We start from the raw sequence: 21,073 nt of genomic DNA on the forward strand, positions 1-21,073 counted from the left end.
AAAATAGCACAAGTATAAATCAGGATAGAGACATGAAAATCGGATTGGTATTATCAGGCGGCGGTGCGCGGGGGATCTCGCACATCGGCGTGCTGAAAGCACTGGAAGAATTTGGAGTGAAGATCGACGTCGTGGCCGGCACAAGCGCAGGCTCCATCGTGGGTTCGTTGTATGCGTATGGCTATTCTGCCGAGAAGATCATGGACATCATTCTCACCACCAGCTTTCTCCGGTCGCTTCGTCCGGCGTGGACGATGCGCGGTTTGCTGAGTCTGGATGGACTCCGCGATGTCCTTCAGAAATACATGCCCGAAAACACGTTCGAAGCCCTGAAGCTGCCCATGACCGTTGCCACGACGAATATCGGGCAAGGCACGACCGAGTATTTTACAAAAGGAGAATTGATCCCCACGATCCTGGCGTCGTGTTGCGTGCCGCTCGTGTTCAACCCCATCCAATTCGACAACAAGATCTTTGTGGATGGCGGCATCACGGACAATTTGCCGGCCCACAGCATCCGCGGAGCGTGCGACCTGTTGATCGGTGCCAACTGCAATTTCATTCGGGGTGATTTCAATACTTTGAATTTCCGGTCCGTCATCGAGCGCAGCCTCATGATGGCCGTCAACGGCAACACCGCCACCAGCAAAGCGTTGTGCGACGTGTTGATCGATCCCCCGGGCGCGGGAGGAGTTAGCGGTTTTGATGTGAGCAAGGCGAAAGACCTTTTTCAAACCGGCTACCACTTCACCAAAGAAAATTTCAAACCGGAAGATTTCAGGATAAACCCGAAGCGACCATGAGCCTCACCTTCCAACAAGAAATCCTGCAGGGCATACCCGACACGTTGCCCCAGCCTAAACCCTACGACACGAACGTCAGTCACGCGCCCAAACGCAAAGACATCCTCACCGCCGGCGAAAAGAAGCTGGCCGTGCGCAATGCCCTCCGCTATTTTCACCCCCGGCATCACGCCGTGCTGGCAAAAGAATTTTACGACGAGTTGATCGCCTACGGTCGCATTTACATGTACCGCTTCCGTCCGGACTATGCCATGCACGCACGGCCCATCACCGACTATCCACAGCGTTCTTTGCATGCCGCAGCGATCATGCTTATGATCCAAAACAATCTCGACCCGGCCGTTGCGCAGCACCCCCATGAGCTGATCACCTACGGAGGCAACGGCGCCGTATTTCAAAACTGGGCGCAATATTTACTGACGATGCAATACCTCGCCCAACTGACGGACGAACAAACATTGCACATGTATTCCGGCCACCCCATGGGCGTGTTCCCTTCCTCCGCCGAGGCACCGCGCGTGGTGGTGACCAACGGCATGATGATCCCCAACTATTCCAAACCCGACGATTGGGAGAAGTACAACGCCCTCGGCGTGACACAATACGGCCAGATGACCGCCGGTTCCTACATGTACATCGGTCCGCAAGGCATTGTGCATGGAACCACTATAACCGTACTCAACGCCGGCCGAAACATCAGCCGTCAGGGTGAAGGATTGGAAGGCAAGATCTTTCTCACGTCAGGGCTGGGCGGCATGAGCGGTGCACAACCCAAGGCAGGCAACATCGCCGGTTGTATCTCCGTTGTGGCGGAAGTGAATGGCAAAGCGGTTCATAAACGACACGAGCAGGGATGGGTAGACGAAATTGTTACGACGTTGGAAGCATTGGTGGCGCGGGTGCGAAAATCACAAGCTGCAAAAGAGGTGGTCTCGCTCGCCTACCACGGCAACATCGTTGACGTTTGGGAAAAATTTGATGCTGAAAATATTCATGTGGCGTTAGGCTCCGATCAAACATCGTTGCACAATCCTTGGGCGGGCGGTTATTATCCGGTAGGCCTGTCGTTGGAGGAGTCAAACGCGCTGATGGTGAGTAGCCCCGGCGCATTCAAACAAAAAGTCGAGGAGTCCCTGCGCAGACAGGCAACGTCCATTGCAAAGCACGTGGCGAAAGGTACCTACTTCTTCGACTACGGCAACGCATTTCTCCTGGAAGCCTCCCGCGCTGGCGCTGCGGTGATGGCAGAAGATGGGATCAATTTCCGTTATCCTTCCTACGTACAGGATATCATGGGACCGTTGTGTTTTGACTTCGGATTTGGTCCCTTCCGCTGGGTATGCACGTCCGGCAAAGACAGCGACCTCGATTTCACCGATGCGTTGGCCGCCGAGATGCTGCAGGAAATATCGACCCACGCTGAGGAAGAAATTCAACAACAATTGAAAGACAACCTGCAGTGGATCCGCCAGGCCAAACAAAACAAACTCGTCGTGGGCTCGAAGGCACGCATTCTCTACGCTCACGCCGAAGGCCGCCTCAAAATTGCGGAAGCTTTTAACAAAGCCGTAGCCGAAGGCAAGATCGGCCCGGTAGTACTGGGCCGCGACCACCACGACGTGTCCGGCACCGACAGTCCCTACCGCGAAACGTCCAACATCTACGACGGCTCACGCTTCACCGCCGACATGGCGGTCCACAACGTCATTGGCGACTCCTTCCGCGGTGCCACCTGGGTGTCGCTCCACAACGGTGGAGGAGTGGGCTGGGGCGAAGTGATGAACGGAGGCTTTGGTCTGGTACTCGACGGTACGCAAGATGCCACCCGCAAACTACGCAACATGCTCCACTACGACGTCAACAACGGCATCGCGCGGAGAGCTTGGGCGCGGAATAAGAATGCGCAGTGGACGATAGAGCAAGAAAGCTTAAAAGGGGGCGGGATGAGGGTGACGAGGGCGAATCTTGTTGATGAGGCGTTTTTGGAGGGATTGGGTGAATCAGGAGTCAGTAGCCAGTAGTTCGAAACGCAGTGGCTAAGTTTCAGAGGAAGAATAAAGGTGATGATTTTGGATGTGGGGTTCGGGAGAATAACATTTCTCGTGCGCTTTGCGTGTTCAGCGTTGCACTTCATCTGTCTCGTTCCAACATCTCCTGATTCTTAATCTCTAACCCCGAAGGCCATTGGCTAATGACCACTGAATATTTATTTGTAGAAAACCACCAGATCCAACACCAACGATCTCCCCCATAACTCCTCACCCTATCTACTGGCTACTGACTACTGGCTACTGACTACTGAAAAAAGTAACGCCCGCCATAGATCAATCCCCCTCCGGCCGAGTTCAACCAACAAAAACCGCCGCCGAACTGCCCTATTTTTATACTTTAAGGCATTATCTTTGCCGGGTAGTTTTTAAAAACTTAACCAACTATGAAAAAACTCATTATCGTATTCGCATTGGTCGCAGCGTCCGTGGGTGCCTATGCGCAGGCTTCTGTTGCGATTGGTATTAAGGGTGGCTTGAATTTCGCAAAGTTGAACGGCTCCTCCGATGGGCAATCCACGCTTAAGACAAATTTTGACAATCGCACGGGCTATCATTTCGGCGCCTTCACGCTGTTCAAATTCTCCAAAATAGGTATTCAGCCGGAGGTGCTCTTTTCGCAACAAGGTTCTAAAGTAAAAACAGATGTCGGCAACTTCGACGCCAATTTCAGCTACATCAACATTCCGGTGATCGTAAAATTGTATACCGTGGCCGGCATAAATCTCCAGGTAGGGCCGCAATTCGGATTTGTTTCGCGTGCTGAGATTGACGATCAAAATGTAAAAGACTCCTTCAAGAAGTCGGACGTCAGCCTCGCCTTGGGTGCCGGCTGGGACATTCCCTTTGGCATCACGATCGATGCACGCTATAACCTCGGCTTGACGAACATCGATGACAGCCCCGCCTACCAAAACATCAAAAATCAAGTCATCCAAGTATCCGTGGGCTACAAACTCTTCAAATTCGGCAAGGACTAATCATCGCTTCCCGAAAACGAAAAAGCCACCCGCCGAAGCTTTAGCGAAGAAGGGTGGCTTTTTTTTGTTTCCTTGCTTGCCCGCCGAAGCTTTAGCGAAGGAGGGCGCTTTTTATTCTTTCTTTGCTGAAGCATTAGCGAAGGTGAGGCAGCAAAACTACTCCACCACGATCAGATAGTAGTTCTTCTTCCCCTTCTGCGCCAGCAAATATTTACCTTGCAGAAGATCGAACGCCACCGCATGATTCGGATCGGCAACTTTGGCTTTATTGATACTCACACCACCCGACTGGATCATTTTCCGGGCTTCACCCTTCGAAGTAAACACCAAACTATTCGTGGCGACGGATAACAGGTCCGTTACATTGGTACAAGTTTCCAAAGCGGCCTTCGAAATGGTGGTCTGAGGCACGCCGGCAAACAGCTCTAACAACGTCCGTTCATCAATACGCTTCAGTTCGTCGGTGGTCGCGTTGCCAAAAAGAATGTTGGTAGCCTGTACCGCCTTATCGAATTCCTCCACGGAGTGAACGCGCGTAGTGATGTCTTTCGCCAACACATGCTGCAGTTTGCGCAGGTGGGGAGCCGTGGCATGTTCAGCCAGCAAACTCTCCACTTCTTCACGCGTTAGCTGCGTAAAGATTTTGATGAAGTTCGAGGCATCCTCATCCGAAGTGTTCAACCAATATTGATAGAAAGTATAGGGCGACGTCTTCTTCGGATCCAGCCAGACATTGCCGCCTTCGCTTTTACCAAACTTGGTGCCGTCCGCCTTGGTGATGAGCTTGGTGGTCAAAGCAAACGCATCGCTGCCCGACTTGCGCCGGATCAATTCCGTGCCCGTCACAATATTGCCCCATTGGTCGGAACCACCCATTTGCAGTTTGCAACCTTTGTGGGTATTCAACCAATAAAAATCATAGCCTTGCACCAGTTGGTAGGTGAACTCCGTAAACGACAACCCGGACTCCAGGCGTTTCTGCACAGAGTCTTTGGCCATCATATAATTTACGGTGATGTGTTTGCCTACATCGCGGATAAAATCCAGGAACTTGAAGTCTTTGAACCAGTCATAGTTGTTCACCATCTCCGCGGCGTTGTCGCCACTGAAGTCCAGGAATTTCTCCAACTGCTGCTTCACGCATGCCACGTTGTGGGCCAACACTTCTTCCGACAGCAGGTTGCGCTCCTGCGACTTGCCCGACGGATCGCCCACCATACCCGTGGCGCCGCCCACCAGGGCGTAGGGCTTATGGCCCGCTTTCTGGAAATTGAGCAGCGTCATGATCTGGGCTAGGTGGCCGATGTGCAGCGAATCGGCCGTGGGATCAAACCCGATATAGCCGCTCGTGCGTTCCTTGTTCAATTGTTCCTCCGTGCCGGGCATCACATCGTGCAGCATGCCGCGCCAACGAAGCTCTTCAACAAAATTCTTGGTCATCTCAAAATGCAATTGGGCGCAAATATATTAAAAATTTACCCCCGCGCCCTTATTTGGTGCCCTTCACCACCTTGCTGGCAATGTGGTAGATAGGCGGAATCTCGCTGGCGCTGTTCATGGTCACCTCCAGGTCCTTGATCAGGCCCGTTTCCAGGTCGTAGACCCAGCCGTGCACATAGGGCGAATTGCGCTCGCGCCAGGCGTTTTGGATGATGCTGGTCTTGCTTAAGTCGAAAACCTGCTCCATCACGTTCACTTCTACCAGGCGCTTGAAGCGTTCGTTTTCGTCCGTAATGGCTTCCAGCTCGTCGCTGTGGAAACGGTAAACGTCTTTGATGTGGCGCAACCAATTGTCGATCAGGCCATATTGATCATTGTGCATGGCCGCCTTGACGCCGCCGCAGCCGTAATGGCCACAGACGATCACGTGTTTCACTTTCAGGATCGTCACCGCATAGTCGAGTACACTCAGCATGTTCATGTCCGAGTGCACCACCATGTTGGCGATGTTCCGGTGTACAAAGATCTCGCCCGGATCGGTACCGGTGATTTCGTTGGCGGGAACGCGACTATCGCTACAGCCGATCCACAAAAAATCGGGTGATTGCGTGTATTGGTTGCGTCTGAAAAAATCGTGGTCGTGTTTGGTTTTTTCTTCAGACCAGGCTTGGTTTTGCAATAAAAGTCTATTGTAGGAATCCATATGGGTTGATTAGTCGTGTTTGCGAAAGAAATCGTTTAGGGAAGCGTAACTCTTTTTTATTTCTACTTGAATGTGTCGGCTCGGTGCGTTCAGCATAAAGTCTTCAATGGTCTCGATAATATCGGCATCGATGAATTGCGAGTCACCACCGTCGATGATCAGGTTTGTATTCCGGGGAATTTTCTCAAACGTCTGGCGCAACAGGGCCTTGTTCAGGAAAGAGACGTCTTTGTGCATGCGCAGCAAATAATTCTCACCGTGCTTCACCAGTGACAACGCTTCCTGGAAATTGGACCGCAACACAAAGAAGACGCCGACGATGATGCCGATAAAAATACCAATCAAAAGGTTGGTAAACAAAATGGCTGCCACCGTGACGATGAACGGGAGAAACTGGCTGATGCCCTTGCGGAGCATGCCCACATATAGCGCCGGCTTGGTGAGCTTGAACCCAGTCATGATGAGGATGGCCGCCAGACAGGCGAGGGGGATGAGATTCAGAAACCGGGGGATCAAAATAACCGCCAGCAGCAGCCACGCTCCGTGCATGATGGTCGAGGCCCGCGAGCGTCCCCCCGACGAAATGTTGGCCGAGCTGCGCACGATCACGGCCGTGATGGGCAGACCGCCGAGGAGTCCGGAGATCATGTTGCCGATGCCCTGGGCTTTTAATTCCCGGTTGGGAGGCGTGGTGCGTTTGAAAGGGTCCATTTTGTCGGCGGCCTCCAGGCTGAGGAGGCTCTCCAGGCTGGCCACTAGCGCCAGCGTTAGGGCCGTGAAATAGACCTTGGAATTGCTCAGCCCGCTGAAATCGGGGAGCGTGAGTTGGGTAAGGAAATCCGACACCCCGGTCGACGCCTGGATGGCGACAAGGTGTTCCGCAGGAATGTCGAGGAAGGGCACGGAATGCTCGAAGACGAGGCTGGCGGAGATGCCCATCAGCACGACCACCAGGGGAGAAGGCACCCACTGGAAAAAGGCATATTTTTTTAACGCCGGCCGTTCCCACAGGATGATGATGGCCAGCGACACCAGGCAGATCACGATCGCGCCGGGCGTCACATACTCCCAGGCATTCATGATCTCAGTAAAGGTATTTTGACCGTCGGGTTGCACAAAGCTTTCGTCGCCTTCGAAGTCGCGGTCATAGCCCAACGCGTGGGGTATTTGTTTCAGGATGAGAATGATGCCGATCGCCGCCAGCATGCCTTTGATCACCGACGACGGGAAGAAGTGGCCGATGGACCCGGCCTTTAAAAAGCCCAAGCCAACTTGGATGGCCCCGGCCAGCACTACAGCACACAGGAAGACCGGGAACGACCCCAGGTCGTGAATCGCGGCGATCACAATCGTAGTAAGCCCCGCCGCGGGCCCGCTCACACTCACGTTGGAACCACTGAGCGACCCGATAACAAGCCCCCCGACAATGCCGGCAATGATCCCGGCAAACATGGGCGCGCCCGATGCCAGCGCGATCCCCAAACACAACGGTAGTGCTACCAGAAAGACCACTATACTGGCAGGAATATCATGGGAAAGATTTCCCAATGGATTTGATACGTTTCGCATATGAATAAGATAAAAAAAATGGATGAATACTACAGCACACCGCATGCTTTATGGATGGCCATTCACAGACTAACACCGGGAGAAAAGGGGGTGTTAAAAAGAAACTTATGCGAGGTATTCGGGAGGGGGATTCTGGATATCGAAAACGCCGGGCCGCAGGGCAGCGCCTTCAATGTGAACGACAGGTTTGGCGACAATAATGAAATGCAGGGTGATGGAGGTGAGTACGTTCGCTTCCAGGTCAACTTCTTTGCTCAGGGAATCGGCTTCATCGGCCAATTCTCCGCCGCCTTTTTCTTCTTCATTGACACCGGCGAACACCTTCACCATATTTTCCCACAGCACTTTGTTCTGTTTCCGGAGCTCCAGCGCATTCATCTCGACCAGAAAAAAGCTCATGTTGATAAACACGAGCCCCGTAAAGGCCGTCAGGAAGCGACGTAGCAGAGTGGGTCTCCAGAAATTCATCGTGCAAAGATAGTCCAAAAATTATGTTTTAAAGCTCGGATTTTATGACGTTCGTTGCAGATTTGGCAACAATCGGGCCAATGAATTGATAATCCGTGGGTTCGCGCAATGTTAAATCTTATCTATTATTTTTGGCCACCACTAACGAACCCTGTCATCGCATGAACCAACCCGAAACGCTTAACGCCGTAGCCCAGTTCCACCAGACCTTTAAACACCCCATCCTTCCAACCCCCACCATCCCCGACGAGAACCGCTGCCGTCTCCGCGTGGCCCTCATTGCCGAAGAATTGAAAGAGCTCGAAGTGGCTATTCTCGAAAAGGATATCGTTTCCGTGGCCGATGCCCTCTGCGACATTCAATACGTGCTCTCCGGCGCCATCCTGGAATTCGGACTCGGCGAAAAATTCAAGACCCTCTTCGACGAGGTGCAACGCTCCAACATGAGCAAGGCCTGCAACACCCTGGAAGAAGCCCAGGCCACCATCGACCACTATAAAAAGAAAGACGGCACCGAATGCTACTACCGTGAAGAAGCCGGCAAGTTTCTCATCTACCGCACGTCCGATAACAAGACCCTGAAGAGCATCAACTACAGCCCCGCCGACCTGGAGGGGATAATTAGCCGTTAGTCTTTAGTCCTGAGTCGTTAGTCCCAAAGAAACGTGGACTCTGTCTGGAGTTGTTAGCATGCGGTTAACGACCAATTGCTCAAGACTCAGGGCCTAGATATAAAACTCAAATTGAAAAACAGCATCCTGCCCCCGCAGTTGCATAGGATTGATGGCCAGGATAGGGGAGTCGTTGTAAGCTTTTATAAATTCCGAACGGCTGATCCGGAGCTTGCTGTGCCCCGGTTTGATCTTATGATATTGCATGCGGCCCGACGCGTTGGCCGTGGCGCTATAGACAAAGCTGAATTGAAGGGGAATGGGAGAGGGGATATACCTCATAGCAGTATGGGAATGGTTTACATCCTCCCATGATAAACGTTTTGGAAATCCGTATGAAGCATCGCATTCTGACGGGAATTGTACTGGGCCAGCAGCGCATATGCGCAATTTGGCACATAGCTAAACCGCTTTTCCAGTTCCTCAATCTTGAGGCAAAGTTCGCGCACATAGAACCGGATTTGCTCCAGATTCCTGCATTCCGAGGGCCTTTGAAAGTTCCGGGCGGTGAACGCCAACAGGTCCGTCTCAATCTTTTTACGGTCGAAATCTGACATAAAATTGTGTATTATTACACAATGATAGATTTTCCGCTTCAGGAAACCTAGAGAAATTGTGCAATTTTTCACAACCTATATTGCCTCATGCCCTAATGGGGGCAAGTAATGGGAGTATACTTACACAAACCAGGAATTACCGGTCTATTAAAAAATCACTGATTATCAATGTTTTGGGTAAACCGGAAATCAACGTGAAGCCGCTGTCTTTCGGGCTTCGAAATCCATCGGGCCAACGGAAGTCGGCCCTGACGGTCACGGCGTTTGCGTGATACATGATGCTCGAGATTCCGGATACGAACGCAAGCAACCGCGGAGTGTAAAAGAGAAGCGTAATTTTTTAGGAACGATGCGTACGCCCGAAGAAGTGAATTCGTTTTAATGCTTATCTTTAAAAGCACTAATCAACCGCAAACTAACCTTCATAAGCGCTCTCTAATGCAAACCGAAACCAGCCCATTTCTACAAGTTTGGCATCTCAGCATGATCATCGGCGCTATCGCCGTGGCCGCCATCGGAATTCTCATTTACGTCATGCACAACCTTCGGATATCGACCATCCGGGAGTATAAGGGGAAATACGACTACATCAATGGTCACGAGATCAAGAACTACAAAAAAGTGTTCCTCTGTTTTGGCATCGCCGCTATGCTGATCATCAATCTGTATGGCATGGGCAAACTGTTTTCGATCGGCGTATGGTTCTTCGTGCGCCTTTTCATTTCTGTCGCCGGCGGAACGCTCATTGCCTATGTCGCTTTCCTGATTTTGGACTATTATTATCCCACAATTCTCAATCGGAAACTCCGCAAGTGGCGTTTCATGCCCCGCAAGGGGAGTACCGGCAACACATTGCGGTTGCTGAGCGAGGAGGAAGAAGACGTGCACCTGGAAGAGGGGATGAAGGCCGAAGAAAGCGCGTTCTCCATCGACTATGACGTGTGGATCGACGAGCGGAGCGGCGAAGTGAAGATCGAAAAATATCCCGGCCACCTGCAGGCGCTGCGGTGCAACAGCTGCGGCTTCTACACCATGAAGGTCGTGCGCGAGGAGATCACCAAAGAACCCGGTCCCGACGGCCCCGGCGAACTCATAAAACACTATCAATGTTACTATTGCAAGTCTGTGCGTGCCACAGCCTTTAATATTTCCACCCGCGAAGCCGACGACTACAAAAACTCCCCCCGCATGGCTTTCCGTCGCAGCAAGAATGTGGAAATGATACGACTCGAAATCCAAACCAACACCGGTGGGAAGAAATTCTTCGAATTTCAAAGCGTGGGCCAGGCCCAGAAATTCCTGGAAGAATACGACTCCGAAAAACCTTAACGAAGAAAAGAACCGGCGACATACGCATTCCACGTTTTGTGGTATATCGCAGGCAGAGGACGATCGAATTATCCATTTTTACGTTCCAGAAAAAAAGCGAGGCATAACATTTGCCATAGAGAGAACAGAATTAGCCTGAAGTGACCCGAAGAGGCGTGAAGCAGGATTTTTGAGACCTACCGAAGGAAAGCCTCCGGCTCAGGTGTCACAAAGGCAGAAATGAAATGTAAAGACGACATGAAAAGAACTTTTTTAGCGGCGGCAATCGCCACTGTACTATGGACCGCTGAGGCCGCACAAGGTGCGACCGGCGTGGCGGATACTACGGCCCTGAAACCCAGCGCGGTGTATGGAAAAGAAGCGAAAGTGATGGCCTATATTCTGGACAACAACCACTACCGCAAACTGAGCCTCAACGACTCCCTATCGTCGGCCATCCTCGACGGTTATGTGAAGAGCCTGGATAACAACAAGACCTACTTTACGGCGTCCGACCTGGCCGCCTTTGAGAAATACCGGACAAAGATCGACGACCTCACCAAGGCTGAAAACGTGGACCCCGCTTACGAGATCTACAAGGTCTTCAGAAAGCGATTCAACACCCGCATGACCTATATCAAGACCAAGCTCATCCCGCAAGCATTTGACTATACGGTCCAGGAATCCTATGAAACCGACCGCGACAAAGAACCTTGGTGCAAGACTGACGCAGAACTGGACGAAGTGTGGCGTAAGATCATCAAAAGTCAGGCCCTCAGCCTTAAATTGGCCGGCAAGAGTCAGGAAGAGATCGAAAAAACGCTCACCGAACGCTACAACCGCTTTGCGAAGTCCATACAGCAGTTCAATAGCGAAGACGTGTTCAGCATGTATATGAACACGATCACCGAAGCCTACGATCCGCACACCAGCTACCTGTCGCCAAAAGCGGCGGAAGTATTTCAGCAACAGATGAGCCTTTCGCTAGAAGGCATCGGCGCCCGTCTGCAAACTGAAAATGACTATACGCGTGTAGCGGAGGTGATCACCGGCGGTCCCGCCGACAAGAGCAAGCTCATCAACGTGAACGACAAGATCATCGGCGTTGCCCAAGGCAGCGATGGCGAATTGGTGGACGTGATCGGCTGGCGCATCGACGACGTAGTGAAACTCATCAAAGGCCCTAAAGGCACGACGGTAAAACTCCAGATCCTGCCCACCGAAACGGGCGTGACCGGACCCTCCAAGGTTATCACGCTGGTGCGCGACAAGATCAAACTGGAAGACCAGCAAGCCAAAAAGAGTGTCATCAACTACAATATGAATGGCAGGAACCTCAAGCTGGGCATCATCACCCTGCCGAGTTTCTACATGGATTTTGAAGCCTACCAAAAAGGCGATCCCAACTACACCAGCACCACCCGCGACGTGAAACGCCTGCTCAAAGAATTGCAGGTCGACAAAGTAGACGGTGTCGTGCTTGACCTGCGCAACAACGGCGGCGGCTCCCTCACCGAAGCCATCGACCTCACCGGACTTTTCATCAAAGATGGTCCCGTGGTACAGGTGAAAAATTCAGCCAACAAAATTGATGTCGGCCAGGACGACGACCCGACCATTGCGTATAGCGGTCCGTTGGTAGTGATGACCAACCGCTTCAGTGCTTCCGCGTCGGAGATCTTTGCCGGGGCCATACAGGATTACAAACGCGGTGTCATCGTGGGTGAGTCCACCTATGGCAAGGGCACCGTGCAGACCATTGTGGACCTGAACCGCTTTATCAACGACCCCAACAACAAGGTAGGGGAGTTGAAGATCACCTTCCAGAAGTTCTACCGCGTCACGGGCAGCAGCACGCAACACAAAGGCGTAACCCCCGATGTGAGCTTCCCCACAGCCCTCGATGCCGAGCAATTTGGCGAGAGCTCCAGCCCTAGCGCCATGCCCTGGGATGAGATCAGAGGCACACTCTATCAAAAGACCACCGTCCTCAACGACCGCATCATTGCCAACCTGAACAAGGCCTACCAGGAAAGGTTGAAAACAGAACCCACCCTGCAACGCTACGTAGAGGAAACGGTAGAACAGCGCAAAAACTTTAAAGAAACCACGATCTCCCTCAACGAGGCCGTCCGCAAGAAAGAAATGGAAGAAGCCGAGAAAAAGAAGGCCGCCAACGACAAGCTCGACACCAAGATCGTCGGCAAAGAAGGCAAAGCCACTAATGTCCTCGAACTGGACGACGAATACCTCCGCGAAGGCCTCTTCGTCCTGGGCGACCTGATCAACACGAAAGTAGGATAAGAAAAAATATTCGCATTGAAATCGGAAAAGAAGCCATCGCGAGATGGTTTCTTTTTTTTTGCCCTTGTTGGTGTTCTTCACCAACAAGTTCAGCTTCCACTCACTTCCCAAAACCAGCATTTCCTAATCCATACAAGAACCACATCCCTCCACACTACGTTATTTCAACATACGGGAGCCACAATTCGGTTTTCAGTGTTATATGAACGCTCGCCATCAATCTTGTTGGGGAAGGACACCAACAAGCGCGATGCGGCAATGGTTGTGTAGAACTGCAAAGGTGAGGTGTTGATATTTTACAACTAACCAAAACGACCATGGAGATCACCGTAAAAGAAGGTACCGTCATCGAGCACGAAGGGCGGCACTGGATCATCACTCAGATCGGCGAAGACAACGAAGGCCAGACCGTCATCCACATCCGGTCCGGCGAAGAACTGAGCGTCATCAAGCTCAGCGACATGCCCTACGATTTGAAATTGGTCCGCTAGAAGGAGCACACCTGTCCATCGCGCCCACGCGCCCCGGTTGATGCCCACCACCAACCTGAGTGCTTTTGTGTATCCCCTCAAGTCCAACCCCATATCCTTGTTGTCCCTCCAACCAAAACCATTCCCATCCATCCACCCCCAATTTTTCCCTCCAACCCACAACCCCCCGACCACCTCCCGCCGTATAATGCTTGTAACCCAAACGGTTAGCTCGCAACGTCCTTGTTGGTGTTTTCCACCGATAAGATTCCCACATTTTCCTGAACCCCAATACCTTTAATTTCCATTTTTTAAAAGCTATTTTAGGGGCTCATTGCCTAGATCCATGAGTGAAGAATTACTCAAAGCCATATTGCAGCTCTTTGCTATCGTTGCCCGCGAGAGGATTACCGAAGCCGAGCGCACCAACATCAAAGAATTTCTCAGCCTCCACCTCAGCCGGGAGGCCACGAACTATTACCTGAAGCTCTTCGACGAATTTGCCGCCTCGCACGAGATCGAATCCCGCCAGGAGCTCAGCAGCCTCGATGAAGAAACGCAGCAGTTTGTAGACGATTGGGCCAAGATCATGAAGATCGTCAAGCAGGTGAACCAGGCGCTCACCATGCAACAGAAGGTCGTGCTCATTGTCAAGATCATCGAGCTGGTGTTTGCCGAAGACGTCATCTCCGATCGCCAGGGAAATCTGATCTTTTATATCGGCCAGGCCCTCAAAATCCCCCAGGCCGACGTCCAGGCCCTGCAGGCGTTTGTGACGGGCCACGACATCGACGAGCTCGCCAGCAAACAAGTCCTCATCATCGACGAAGGTTCGGGTGAGTATCCCGGTCCGCGCATCATCGAGAAAGACCTCACCGGCCTCATCGCCATCCTGAGGTTGCAGGATGCGGATACCTATTTTATCAAATACCTCGGTATCACCACGTTGTATTTGAACAGCATTCTCCTCAAAAGCCGGAAGATCGACGTATTCCCTACCGGTAGCACCATACGCGGGGATAAGGTCGGGCCCATCTATTACAGCGACATCATCGGCAAGTTCCTCAGCGACGCCAGCAAAACCCATATCTCGTTTACGGCCGACCACATTTTCTATCATTTCAAAAGCGGCCGGGCCGGCATTCAAAACGTGAACATCGCCGAACAGGGCGGCAAGCTCGTCGGCCTCATGGGCGCCAGCGGCTCCGGAAAGTCCACGCTCCTCAATGTGCTCAACGGCTCCGAGAAGCCGTCCAGCGGACGTGTGCTCATCAACGACATCAACATCCACGAACACCCGGAAAAAGTACAGGGCATCATCGGCTATGTGCCGCAGGACGACTTGCTCATCGAGGAGCTGACCGTCTTTCAAAACCTGTATTACGCCGCCAAACTGTGTTTCGCCCACTACACGGAAAAGGAGATGATCGAAGTGGTGATCCGCGTGCTCGTGAACCTCGGCCTGTCCGAGATCCGCGATTTGCGTGTGGGATCGCCGTTGGACAAGACCATCAGTGGCGGTCAGCGCAAACGCGTGAACATCGCTCTGGAGCTGCTGCGGGAGCCCACGATCTTGTTTGTGGACGAACCCACGTCCGGCCTCTCGTCGCGCGATTCGGAAAACATCATGGACTTGCTCAAGGAGTTGTCGCTCCGGGGCAAGATGGTTTTTGTGGTGATCCACCAACCGTCGTCCGACATCTTCAAGATGTTCGACACGCTCATCATCATGGACGTGGGCGGTTTCCAGATCTATTACGGCAACCCCGTGGAATCGGTCGTTTATTTTCGCGACATCATCAATGCCGCCAACAAAACGCAAGGCATGTGTCCCGAGTGCGGGAACATCAACCCGGAGCAGGTGTTCAGTATCATCGAAACGCGGGTGGTAAACGAATACGGCAGGCTCACCAATACGCGCAAGGTTTCGTCTGGTCAGTGGTATCAGTACTTCAAACAAAAGATCAAGGTCCCCCGCGTCGATCATGTGCAGGAGTCGCTGCCCGTGTTGCAGGCCATCCCAGCATGGGCCAAACAGCTCCAGGTCTTCATCACCCGCGACGTGCTGGCGAAGCTTTCCAACAAACAATATCTGTATATCAACTTGCTGGAAGCGCCCGTGTTGGCGTTCTTCATCGCCTTCATGGTGAAGTACTACAACGTGCTGAGCGACACCAATCCCGTATACACGTTTTACAACAACAATAACATCCCGGTCTACTTCTTCATGAGTGTAGTGGTGGCGTTGTTTTTCGGTCTTACGATGAGCGCGGAAGAAATCTTTCGGGACCGCAAGATCCTGAAACGCGAAGAGTTTTTGCACCTGAGCCGAAGCAGTTACCTTGTTTCGAAGGTGGCGGTGATGTTTGCTTTCTCGGCCATCCAGACGCTGTTGTTCTTGCTGGTGGGAAATACCATTCTGGAAATACCGCTGACGGAGATGCGTTATTGGCTCATCCTTTTCAGTTGTTCCTGTTTTGCCAACATGTTGGGATTGAACATATCGGCGGCATTCAACTCAGCCGTCACGATCTACATTCTGATTCCTTTGTTGGTGATCCCGCAGCTCCTGCTTAGTGGTGTGGTGATCAGCTTCGACAAGTTCAATCCGCGCGTGGGCAAGCCCATTGGTGTGCCGGTGGCGGGAGAGGTGATGGCATCGCGATGGGCGTTCGAGGCGTTTATGGTCACGCAGTTCAAAGACAACCCCTTTCAAAAACAATTCTACGACGTCGATAAAAGCGAGGCGGAGGCTGAGTACAAACGCGTGTATTACATCCCCGCCCTGGAATCGAAACTGGCCTATGTTGTGAACCGCCCTTTCAGCTGGCGTCACACCAACGACGAGCAGGTAATAAACGCCTTGAGCATTCTCAGAACAGAAATTGACAACGAGTTGGGCCACATCGGGAAAGAAAACTTTCCGGAAGTGGACAAGCTCGCAGTCGGTGAATTCGATTCGACGGTCTACCGGAAGACCATACGTTTCCTGACGACCCTCAAGCAGTATTACAGTATCCAGATGCGAAGGGCAGGAGGGGAGCGCGACAAGCGCATTGCCGAGCTCACCTCCACGCCCGTCAAGGCCGCGCACTTTGAATCGCTGAGACAACGCTACTCCAACAAGGCCGTTGCCGATGCCGTAGAAAACATCGGCACGCCCGACCGCATTGTGGAATACAACGGCACACTGGTTCAAAAGGTCTATCCCATCTATGTCGACGACCACAAACCCAAAAACAAACTCGACTTCTCGGCCAACCTATACCAGCCGACCAAGCAGTTCGCCGGCCTGACGTTCGATACGTTTTATTTCAACGTGGCCGTGATCTGGAGCATGACGATATTCTTGTTCCTCACCCTTTATTTTGACGTATTAAAACGCCTCATGCGCCGTCTCGAACGCAGCCGGAAATATCGCGTTCGCGACAAGCAGTAAATTAAATCCTGACTTCGTATTTTTACACAAACGCCATAACATCGATCACACCATGACCAAGAACGCAACCCAGATCATTTTCACCGCCCTGTTCTTCGCACTCCTCATCGCCTGCGGCACCAAAAAAGAAGCCGCAGCCCCCTCAACGCCTGCCGACTCCACAGCGGCCGACACCGACGAATGGAAAGCCATGGACGATTTTCACATGATCATGGCCGAGTCTTTCCACCCCTTTAAGGATAGCGCCAACCTGGCTCCCGCGAAGGCCAAGGCCGCCGAAATGGCCGCCTCCGCAGAGCAATGGCTCGCCGCACCGCTGCCCGAGAAAGTCAACAATGAAAACGTGAAGGCCAAGCTCGAAGCCCTGAAAGCAAAGACAGCGGCCTTTGTCGAAACCTCCAAATCAACAGACGACAAAGTGGTAGGCGACGCGTTGACGGAGCTTCACGACATGTTCCATGAGCTGCAGGAAGCTTGGTATGCGGGGCATGAGCATCATCATTAGAGGGATGTCACTCCGGGCAATCCCGACGTTAAAAACTTTAGAACGTTTTCTCTAGTCGGACAACGTTCAGACGGGGATCCTATTTGCATGGCAAAGATCAGGTATGAAAATAACCTCTTTAACGGCATTCACTACTTTTATTCTTTTGATCACAGGTTGCGCGACGAATTCCTTAAAAAGTCAACGGGCTACTTTAGTGAAAGACAAAGACCGCAATGCGTATGCTTTGCGCGTCATGTTAGATAACCGGCAGTGGATGACGCAAAATTTGAACATCGATATACCGGGTTCCTATTGCTATCAGGATAAAAAGCTAAACTGTGATCACTACGGTCGTTTGTATACGTGGGAATCAGCAAAGAAGGGATGTGAAATGCTTGGTGACGGATGGCAACTCCCGACAAATGAAGAGTGGGAGCGAATGGCCGGCTTCTATGGTGGGGTCCGTAAGGATTCCATTCACGATGGTAAAGCAGCGTATGCGGCCTTATTGTATGGCGGTGATTCGGGATTCAATATCGTGTTCGGGGGTAATCGTGAAGTCGCCGGTAGCTACGCGCGATTGGATGCTCATGGATTTTATTGGACCGCAACCGAATGGGATACCGATAACGCATGGCTCTACAACTTTGGAAAGGGAGGAAAAATGCTCAATCGTCATAATGATGGAGAAAAGGCAGGGGCGCATTCCGTGCGTTGCATTCGGAGGAGCTTTTCGAAATAAACCGGGCCGACGAGGCATTCAGGTGCCGGGTAAGAAAATAAAAAGCCCGCATCATTCATTCAATAAGGTTAGGCGGTCTGCGGAAACCCTCGTAAATTTTTAGGTGCAAAGTCCCCCGGACAGGAAGACTTTGATTGCTCAAAATCAAGTTTTAAGCAGCTACTAGCGAGCCACCTCAACGAAATCAGGTAGTTAGGATACAATGCCTGGTATTTTTCAAAGTCTTCCAATTTCGCCTGGGTCTGGCAAGTTAACTTTAGATAACGAATTTACCGATCATGAAAAAAGCACTTCTCATCTTGCTGTTAATACCTTTTTGGGTATGGGCACAGCCTGTAGCCGACAGCCTGGGAGTGCTGCTTTCTTCCGGAACACTAAAGGGAACGCAACGCATTGACGCACTCAACGGACTGGCCTACAAGATCAGGGTGTCCTTCCCCGATTCGGCGACGGCCTTAGCACAAGAAGCGCTCCGCCTGTCAAATGACCGTGCCTACGAGATCGGCAAGTGCGACGCCTATGTCGCCCTGGGCCTGCTCGCCTGGTTGGAGCCTGCCGCTGAAAAGGGCATTGAATACGGCCTGCTGGCATTGAAGACCGGCGATGCCGCGGGGTATAAAAAAGGCATGAAGGAAGCCAACTTGCTGCTGGGGCTGCTCTACACGGAATTGGATAATAAAAAATCCGAGGACTTTACCAGCCGCGGCCTCAACCTGGCCCTGGAAATGCAAGATGTAGAAGGCATCGCCCGGGCCTGCAACGCGTTGGGAAACCATTGTCGAAGACGCAACGATGGAAAAGAGGCCCTGTGCTTTTATGAAACGGGCCTTCGCCACCTCACCAACCGGAAGGATGTCTCGATCAAAAATCTTTTGCTCAGCAATGTCGCGTTGTACTACATCAACCGCGATGAAGAAAGAGAAAAAACAAAGCTCTACCTGGAAGAAGCCTTGCAGATCGCGCTGGCTTTCAAAAACAAAAGCGCAGAGTTGCTCACCCGCACCCGCATGGGCTTGTACTACACGAATTTAAACGACCTTTCCCAGGCCGACGAGCAATTCACACGCTGTGAACAACTCAGCCTCGAACTTGGTACCAAGAGTGCCCTGCTGGAAACCTACGCGGGGCTCGTCACGATCAAAACAAAAACCGGTCACCTCGCAGAGGCACAGGCCTACCAACAAAAGTATTTCAATTTAAAAGACAGTCTCTATGGTCTGGAAAGCGGCCGGCAAATTGCGGAGCTGGAAACACGATACGAAACCGAAAAAAAGGACCAGACCATCAAATTGCTGGAACAGGAAAAACGGATCCACCAGATCTGGAGAGACGTGTTGATGGGTGGTGTGGTGTTGACGCTGGCGATCGCTTTCCTGATCTACCGCCTGCAGCGGTCGCGCACGCAAAAAACAAAACAACTGCTCGACATCCAGCAAGTCCTCAACGACAAGCTGAAAGAGGTCGACAAATTCAAAACTGACTTCTTCGCCAACATCTCGCACGAGTTCCGCACGCCGCTCACGCTGATCCTCGCCCCGCTGGAAAATGAGTTGAAAAAGAAGTTGCCGGCCGGCGGAAAAAAGAACCTGGTCTTGATCAGGAGAAATGCCAACCGGCTGCTGGAACTGGTGAACCAGTTGCTCGACCTCTCCAAGCTCGAGTCTGGAAAGATGGAGCTGCACATCCGCCAGGGCGAACTCAAACAATTCCTGCTGGCCATCACCGAGTCGTTCGAGTCGTTGGCGCAGTATAAACAAATTGAGTTCATCCGGAACATCAACCTCGGCGACAAGCGTTATTGGTTCGATCAGGACAAAACCGAAAAGATCGTCACCAACCTGGTGTCGAATGCATTTAAATATACACCGGCTGGCGGCACCGTGAGCATTTCGGCCGACCTCGTCGACAACCGGCAGCTTTCCCTGGTGGTGATCGACACCGGCACAGGAATTCCCAAGGAAGAACAAGAGCACGTGTTCTCCGCTTTCTATCAGACCAAACAGGCGGCCTCGCAGCAACAAGGCACGGGACTTGGTCTTCCGCTTGTAAAAGAATTGATAAAGCTCTACCACGGAACCATCTCCCTGCAAAGCGAACCTGGCCAAGGCACATCCCTCACGGCGATGATCCCGGTGTACAAAGAAGCCTTCGATGCCAACGTGGTGGCCGACGACAGCGATGTGCTCTCACCGTTTTACATCGGTCACCAAACCGTTGACACCGACGGCAATCACACCACTTCGCAATCCCTTCTCCACAACAAAGACTCCATATTGGTGATCGAAGACAACACCGACTTGCGGGAATTTATGGCGGCCACCTTGCAAAATAATAATTACGCGGTGCTGTCGGCCGGCGATGGAGAGGAGGCGTTGCCACTGGCCTTGAAGTATGTTCCCAGCCTGGTGCTCAGCGATCTGATGATGCCCCGGATGGATGGCATCGCGTTCACCAAAAAAATCAAAGACGACGAACGCACCAGTCACATTCCCGTCATTTTGCTTACGGCAAAAAATGAATCGCAATCCCGCATCGATGGCCTGAAAACCGGGGCCGACGATTATCTCACCAAACCCTTTTCACCGGACGAACTCCTGGTTCGCATCGACAACCTGATCAGCCAAAGAAAGAAACTGGCCCAGAAGTTCCGCGAAAGGATCCTGGTCGCCCCAACCCCCACACGCGAAGCCTCCCTCGACGACAAATTTCTCGACAAGGCCCGCACCATCGTCGACGCCTACCTGGGCGACTATACGTTCACGGTCGAGCAGATGGCCGAAGAAATGAACCTCAGCCGCACACAATTGTTCCGGAAAATCAAAGCCCTCACCGGTCTCTCACCCAACGATTTTATCAAGGACATCCGGCTGAAACGCGCCGCCGAAATGATCCGGCAAAAAGTGGACATCATCACACAGATCGGCTATGCCGTTGGGTTCAACGACCAATCGTATTTCACCAAATGCTTCAAGAAGCAATTTGGCGTCACACCCACCGAATTCTCCATGATGACATCCACTCCAAAAATAACCTCCTGATAATTTTTCACGACCTGCCCGTTGGTCATGAACATTACCAGGAGAT

At 52.1% G+C, this 21,073-nt stretch carries 17 protein-coding genes; 12 read left to right on the top strand and 5 right to left on the bottom strand.

Features of this window, described 5'->3' with window-relative positions:
- Nucleotides 1–32: 32 nt before the first annotated feature.
- The 3 genes from D4L85_RS22650 (at nucleotide 33) to D4L85_RS22660 (ending at nucleotide 3,831) form a co-directional block, all read left to right on the top strand.
- Complete coding sequence (locus tag D4L85_RS22650) at nucleotides 33–803, top strand: patatin-like phospholipase family protein (RefSeq protein ID WP_119756443.1); 771 nt, start codon at nucleotides 33–35, stop codon at nucleotides 801–803.
- A complete protein-coding gene (locus D4L85_RS22655; protein WP_119756444.1) occupies nucleotides 800–2,824 on the top strand; it encodes a urocanate hydratase in 2,025 nt (674 codons plus the stop codon). Before D4L85_RS22650 ends, D4L85_RS22655 begins: the two co-directional genes overlap by 4 nt.
- Before the next feature lie 413 nt (nucleotides 2,825–3,237).
- Complete coding sequence (locus tag D4L85_RS22660; RefSeq protein ID WP_119756445.1) at nucleotides 3,238–3,831, top strand: porin family protein; 594 nt, start codon at nucleotides 3,238–3,240, stop codon at nucleotides 3,829–3,831.
- 156 nt (nucleotides 3,832–3,987) lie between these two features.
- On the opposite strand, the gene tyrS is transcribed toward D4L85_RS22660, so the two are convergent.
- The 4 genes from tyrS to D4L85_RS22680 all read right to left on the bottom strand — a co-directional run bounded on the left by tyrS (nucleotide 3,988) and on the right by D4L85_RS22680 (nucleotide 8,029).
- Complete coding sequence (tyrS, locus tag D4L85_RS22665; RefSeq protein WP_119756446.1) at nucleotides 3,988–5,271, bottom strand: tyrosine--tRNA ligase; 1,284 nt, start codon at nucleotides 5,269–5,271, stop codon at nucleotides 3,988–3,990.
- A gap of 49 nt (nucleotides 5,272–5,320) precedes the next feature.
- A complete protein-coding gene (gene can, locus D4L85_RS22670; RefSeq protein ID WP_119756447.1) occupies nucleotides 5,321–5,974 on the bottom strand; it encodes a carbonate dehydratase in 654 nt (217 codons plus the stop codon).
- Between the two features lie 9 nt (nucleotides 5,975–5,983).
- Entirely contained in the window at nucleotides 5,984–7,543 is a 1,560-nt protein-coding gene (locus D4L85_RS22675) for a SulP family inorganic anion transporter (RefSeq protein WP_119756448.1), read from the bottom strand.
- 105 nt (nucleotides 7,544–7,648) lie between these two features.
- Nucleotides 7,649–8,029, bottom strand: a complete 381-nt coding sequence (locus D4L85_RS22680; RefSeq protein WP_160143925.1) for a hypothetical protein — start codon at nucleotides 8,027–8,029, stop codon at nucleotides 7,649–7,651.
- A 143-nt stretch (nucleotides 8,030–8,172) separates the two neighbouring features.
- Here D4L85_RS22680 and D4L85_RS22685 point away from each other — a divergent pair, with 143 nt between their 5' ends.
- Nucleotides 8,173–8,643 (top strand): pyrophosphohydrolase domain-containing protein, encoded by a 471-nt coding sequence (locus D4L85_RS22685; RefSeq protein WP_119756450.1) that lies wholly within the window; start codon nucleotides 8,173–8,175, stop codon nucleotides 8,641–8,643.
- 93 nt (nucleotides 8,644–8,736) lie between these two features.
- On the opposite strand, the gene D4L85_RS22690 is transcribed toward D4L85_RS22685, so the two are convergent.
- Complete coding sequence (locus D4L85_RS22690) at nucleotides 8,737–8,964, bottom strand: hypothetical protein (RefSeq protein ID WP_119756451.1); 228 nt, start codon at nucleotides 8,962–8,964, stop codon at nucleotides 8,737–8,739.
- A gap of 53 nt (nucleotides 8,965–9,017) precedes the next feature.
- Here D4L85_RS22690 and D4L85_RS34505 point away from each other — a divergent pair, with 53 nt between their 5' ends.
- The 8 genes from D4L85_RS34505 to D4L85_RS22725 all read left to right on the top strand — a co-directional run bounded on the left by D4L85_RS34505 (nucleotide 9,018) and on the right by D4L85_RS22725 (nucleotide 21,027).
- Nucleotides 9,018–9,236 (top strand): hypothetical protein, encoded by a 219-nt coding sequence (locus D4L85_RS34505; protein WP_160143926.1) that lies wholly within the window; start codon nucleotides 9,018–9,020, stop codon nucleotides 9,234–9,236.
- Nucleotides 9,237–9,677: 441 nt separating this feature from the next.
- Nucleotides 9,678–10,568, top strand: a complete 891-nt coding sequence (locus D4L85_RS22700; RefSeq protein ID WP_228450586.1) for a hypothetical protein — start codon at nucleotides 9,678–9,680, stop codon at nucleotides 10,566–10,568.
- A 237-nt stretch (nucleotides 10,569–10,805) separates the two neighbouring features.
- A complete protein-coding gene (locus tag D4L85_RS22705; RefSeq protein WP_160143927.1) occupies nucleotides 10,806–12,851 on the top strand; it encodes a carboxy terminal-processing peptidase in 2,046 nt (681 codons plus the stop codon).
- A gap of 317 nt (nucleotides 12,852–13,168) precedes the next feature.
- Nucleotides 13,169–13,342 carry a hypothetical protein gene (locus D4L85_RS34510; protein WP_160143928.1) on the top strand — a complete coding sequence of 58 codons (174 nt, stop codon included), beginning with the start codon at nucleotides 13,169–13,171 and terminating at the stop codon, nucleotides 13,340–13,342.
- 325 nt (nucleotides 13,343–13,667) lie between these two features.
- On the top strand, nucleotides 13,668–16,760 hold the full coding sequence (locus D4L85_RS22710; RefSeq protein WP_119756455.1) for an ATP-binding cassette domain-containing protein: 3,093 nt from the start codon (nucleotides 13,668–13,670) through the stop codon (nucleotides 16,758–16,760).
- Between the two features lie 52 nt (nucleotides 16,761–16,812).
- Nucleotides 16,813–17,265 carry a hypothetical protein gene (locus D4L85_RS22715; RefSeq protein ID WP_119756456.1) on the top strand — a complete coding sequence of 151 codons (453 nt, stop codon included), beginning with the start codon at nucleotides 16,813–16,815 and terminating at the stop codon, nucleotides 17,263–17,265.
- A gap of 103 nt (nucleotides 17,266–17,368) precedes the next feature.
- A complete protein-coding gene (locus tag D4L85_RS22720; RefSeq protein WP_119756457.1) occupies nucleotides 17,369–17,989 on the top strand; it encodes an FISUMP domain-containing protein in 621 nt (206 codons plus the stop codon).
- A 278-nt stretch (nucleotides 17,990–18,267) separates the two neighbouring features.
- Nucleotides 18,268–21,027 (top strand): response regulator, encoded by a 2,760-nt coding sequence (locus D4L85_RS22725; RefSeq protein WP_119756458.1) that lies wholly within the window; start codon nucleotides 18,268–18,270, stop codon nucleotides 21,025–21,027.
- Nucleotides 21,028–21,073 lie beyond the last annotated feature (46 nt).

Origin of the sequence: Chryseolinea soli (genome assembly GCF_003589925.1) — a bacterium.
GTDB classification, from domain to species: Bacteria; Bacteroidota; Bacteroidia; order Cytophagales; family Cyclobacteriaceae; genus Chryseolinea; species Chryseolinea soli.

Bases quoted from the DNA above. Each gene is read 5' to 3' on its own strand.
- D4L85_RS22650 (WP_119756443.1), top strand. From the start codon at position 33: ATGAAAATCGGATTGGTATTATCAGGCGGCGGTGCGCGGGGGATCTCG.
- D4L85_RS22655 (WP_119756444.1), top strand. From the start codon at position 800: ATGAGCCTCACCTTCCAACAAGAAATCCTGCAGGGCATACCCGACACG.
- D4L85_RS22660 (WP_119756445.1), top strand. From the start codon at position 3,238: ATGAAAAAACTCATTATCGTATTCGCATTGGTCGCAGCGTCCGTGGGT.
- tyrS (WP_119756446.1), bottom strand. From the start codon at position 5,271: ATGACCAAGAATTTTGTTGAAGAGCTTCGTTGGCGCGGCATGCTGCAC.
- can (WP_119756447.1), bottom strand. From the start codon at position 5,974: ATGGATTCCTACAATAGACTTTTATTGCAAAACCAAGCCTGGTCTGAA.
- D4L85_RS22675 (WP_119756448.1), bottom strand. From the start codon at position 7,543: ATGCGAAACGTATCAAATCCATTGGGAAATCTTTCCCATGATATTCCT.
- D4L85_RS22685 (WP_119756450.1), top strand. From the start codon at position 8,173: ATGAACCAACCCGAAACGCTTAACGCCGTAGCCCAGTTCCACCAGACC.
- D4L85_RS22690 (WP_119756451.1), bottom strand. From the start codon at position 8,964: ATGAGGTATATCCCCTCTCCCATTCCCCTTCAATTCAGCTTTGTCTAT.
- D4L85_RS34505 (WP_160143926.1), top strand. From the start codon at position 9,018: ATGAAGCATCGCATTCTGACGGGAATTGTACTGGGCCAGCAGCGCATA.
- D4L85_RS22700 (WP_228450586.1), top strand. From the start codon at position 9,678: ATGCAAACCGAAACCAGCCCATTTCTACAAGTTTGGCATCTCAGCATG.
- D4L85_RS22705 (WP_160143927.1), top strand. From the start codon at position 10,806: ATGAAAAGAACTTTTTTAGCGGCGGCAATCGCCACTGTACTATGGACC.
- D4L85_RS34510 (WP_160143928.1), top strand. From the start codon at position 13,169: ATGGAGATCACCGTAAAAGAAGGTACCGTCATCGAGCACGAAGGGCGG.
- D4L85_RS22710 (WP_119756455.1), top strand. From the start codon at position 13,668: ATGAGTGAAGAATTACTCAAAGCCATATTGCAGCTCTTTGCTATCGTT.
- D4L85_RS22715 (WP_119756456.1), top strand. From the start codon at position 16,813: ATGACCAAGAACGCAACCCAGATCATTTTCACCGCCCTGTTCTTCGCA.
- D4L85_RS22720 (WP_119756457.1), top strand. From the start codon at position 17,369: ATGAAAATAACCTCTTTAACGGCATTCACTACTTTTATTCTTTTGATC.
- D4L85_RS22725 (WP_119756458.1), top strand. From the start codon at position 18,268: ATGAAAAAAGCACTTCTCATCTTGCTGTTAATACCTTTTTGGGTATGG.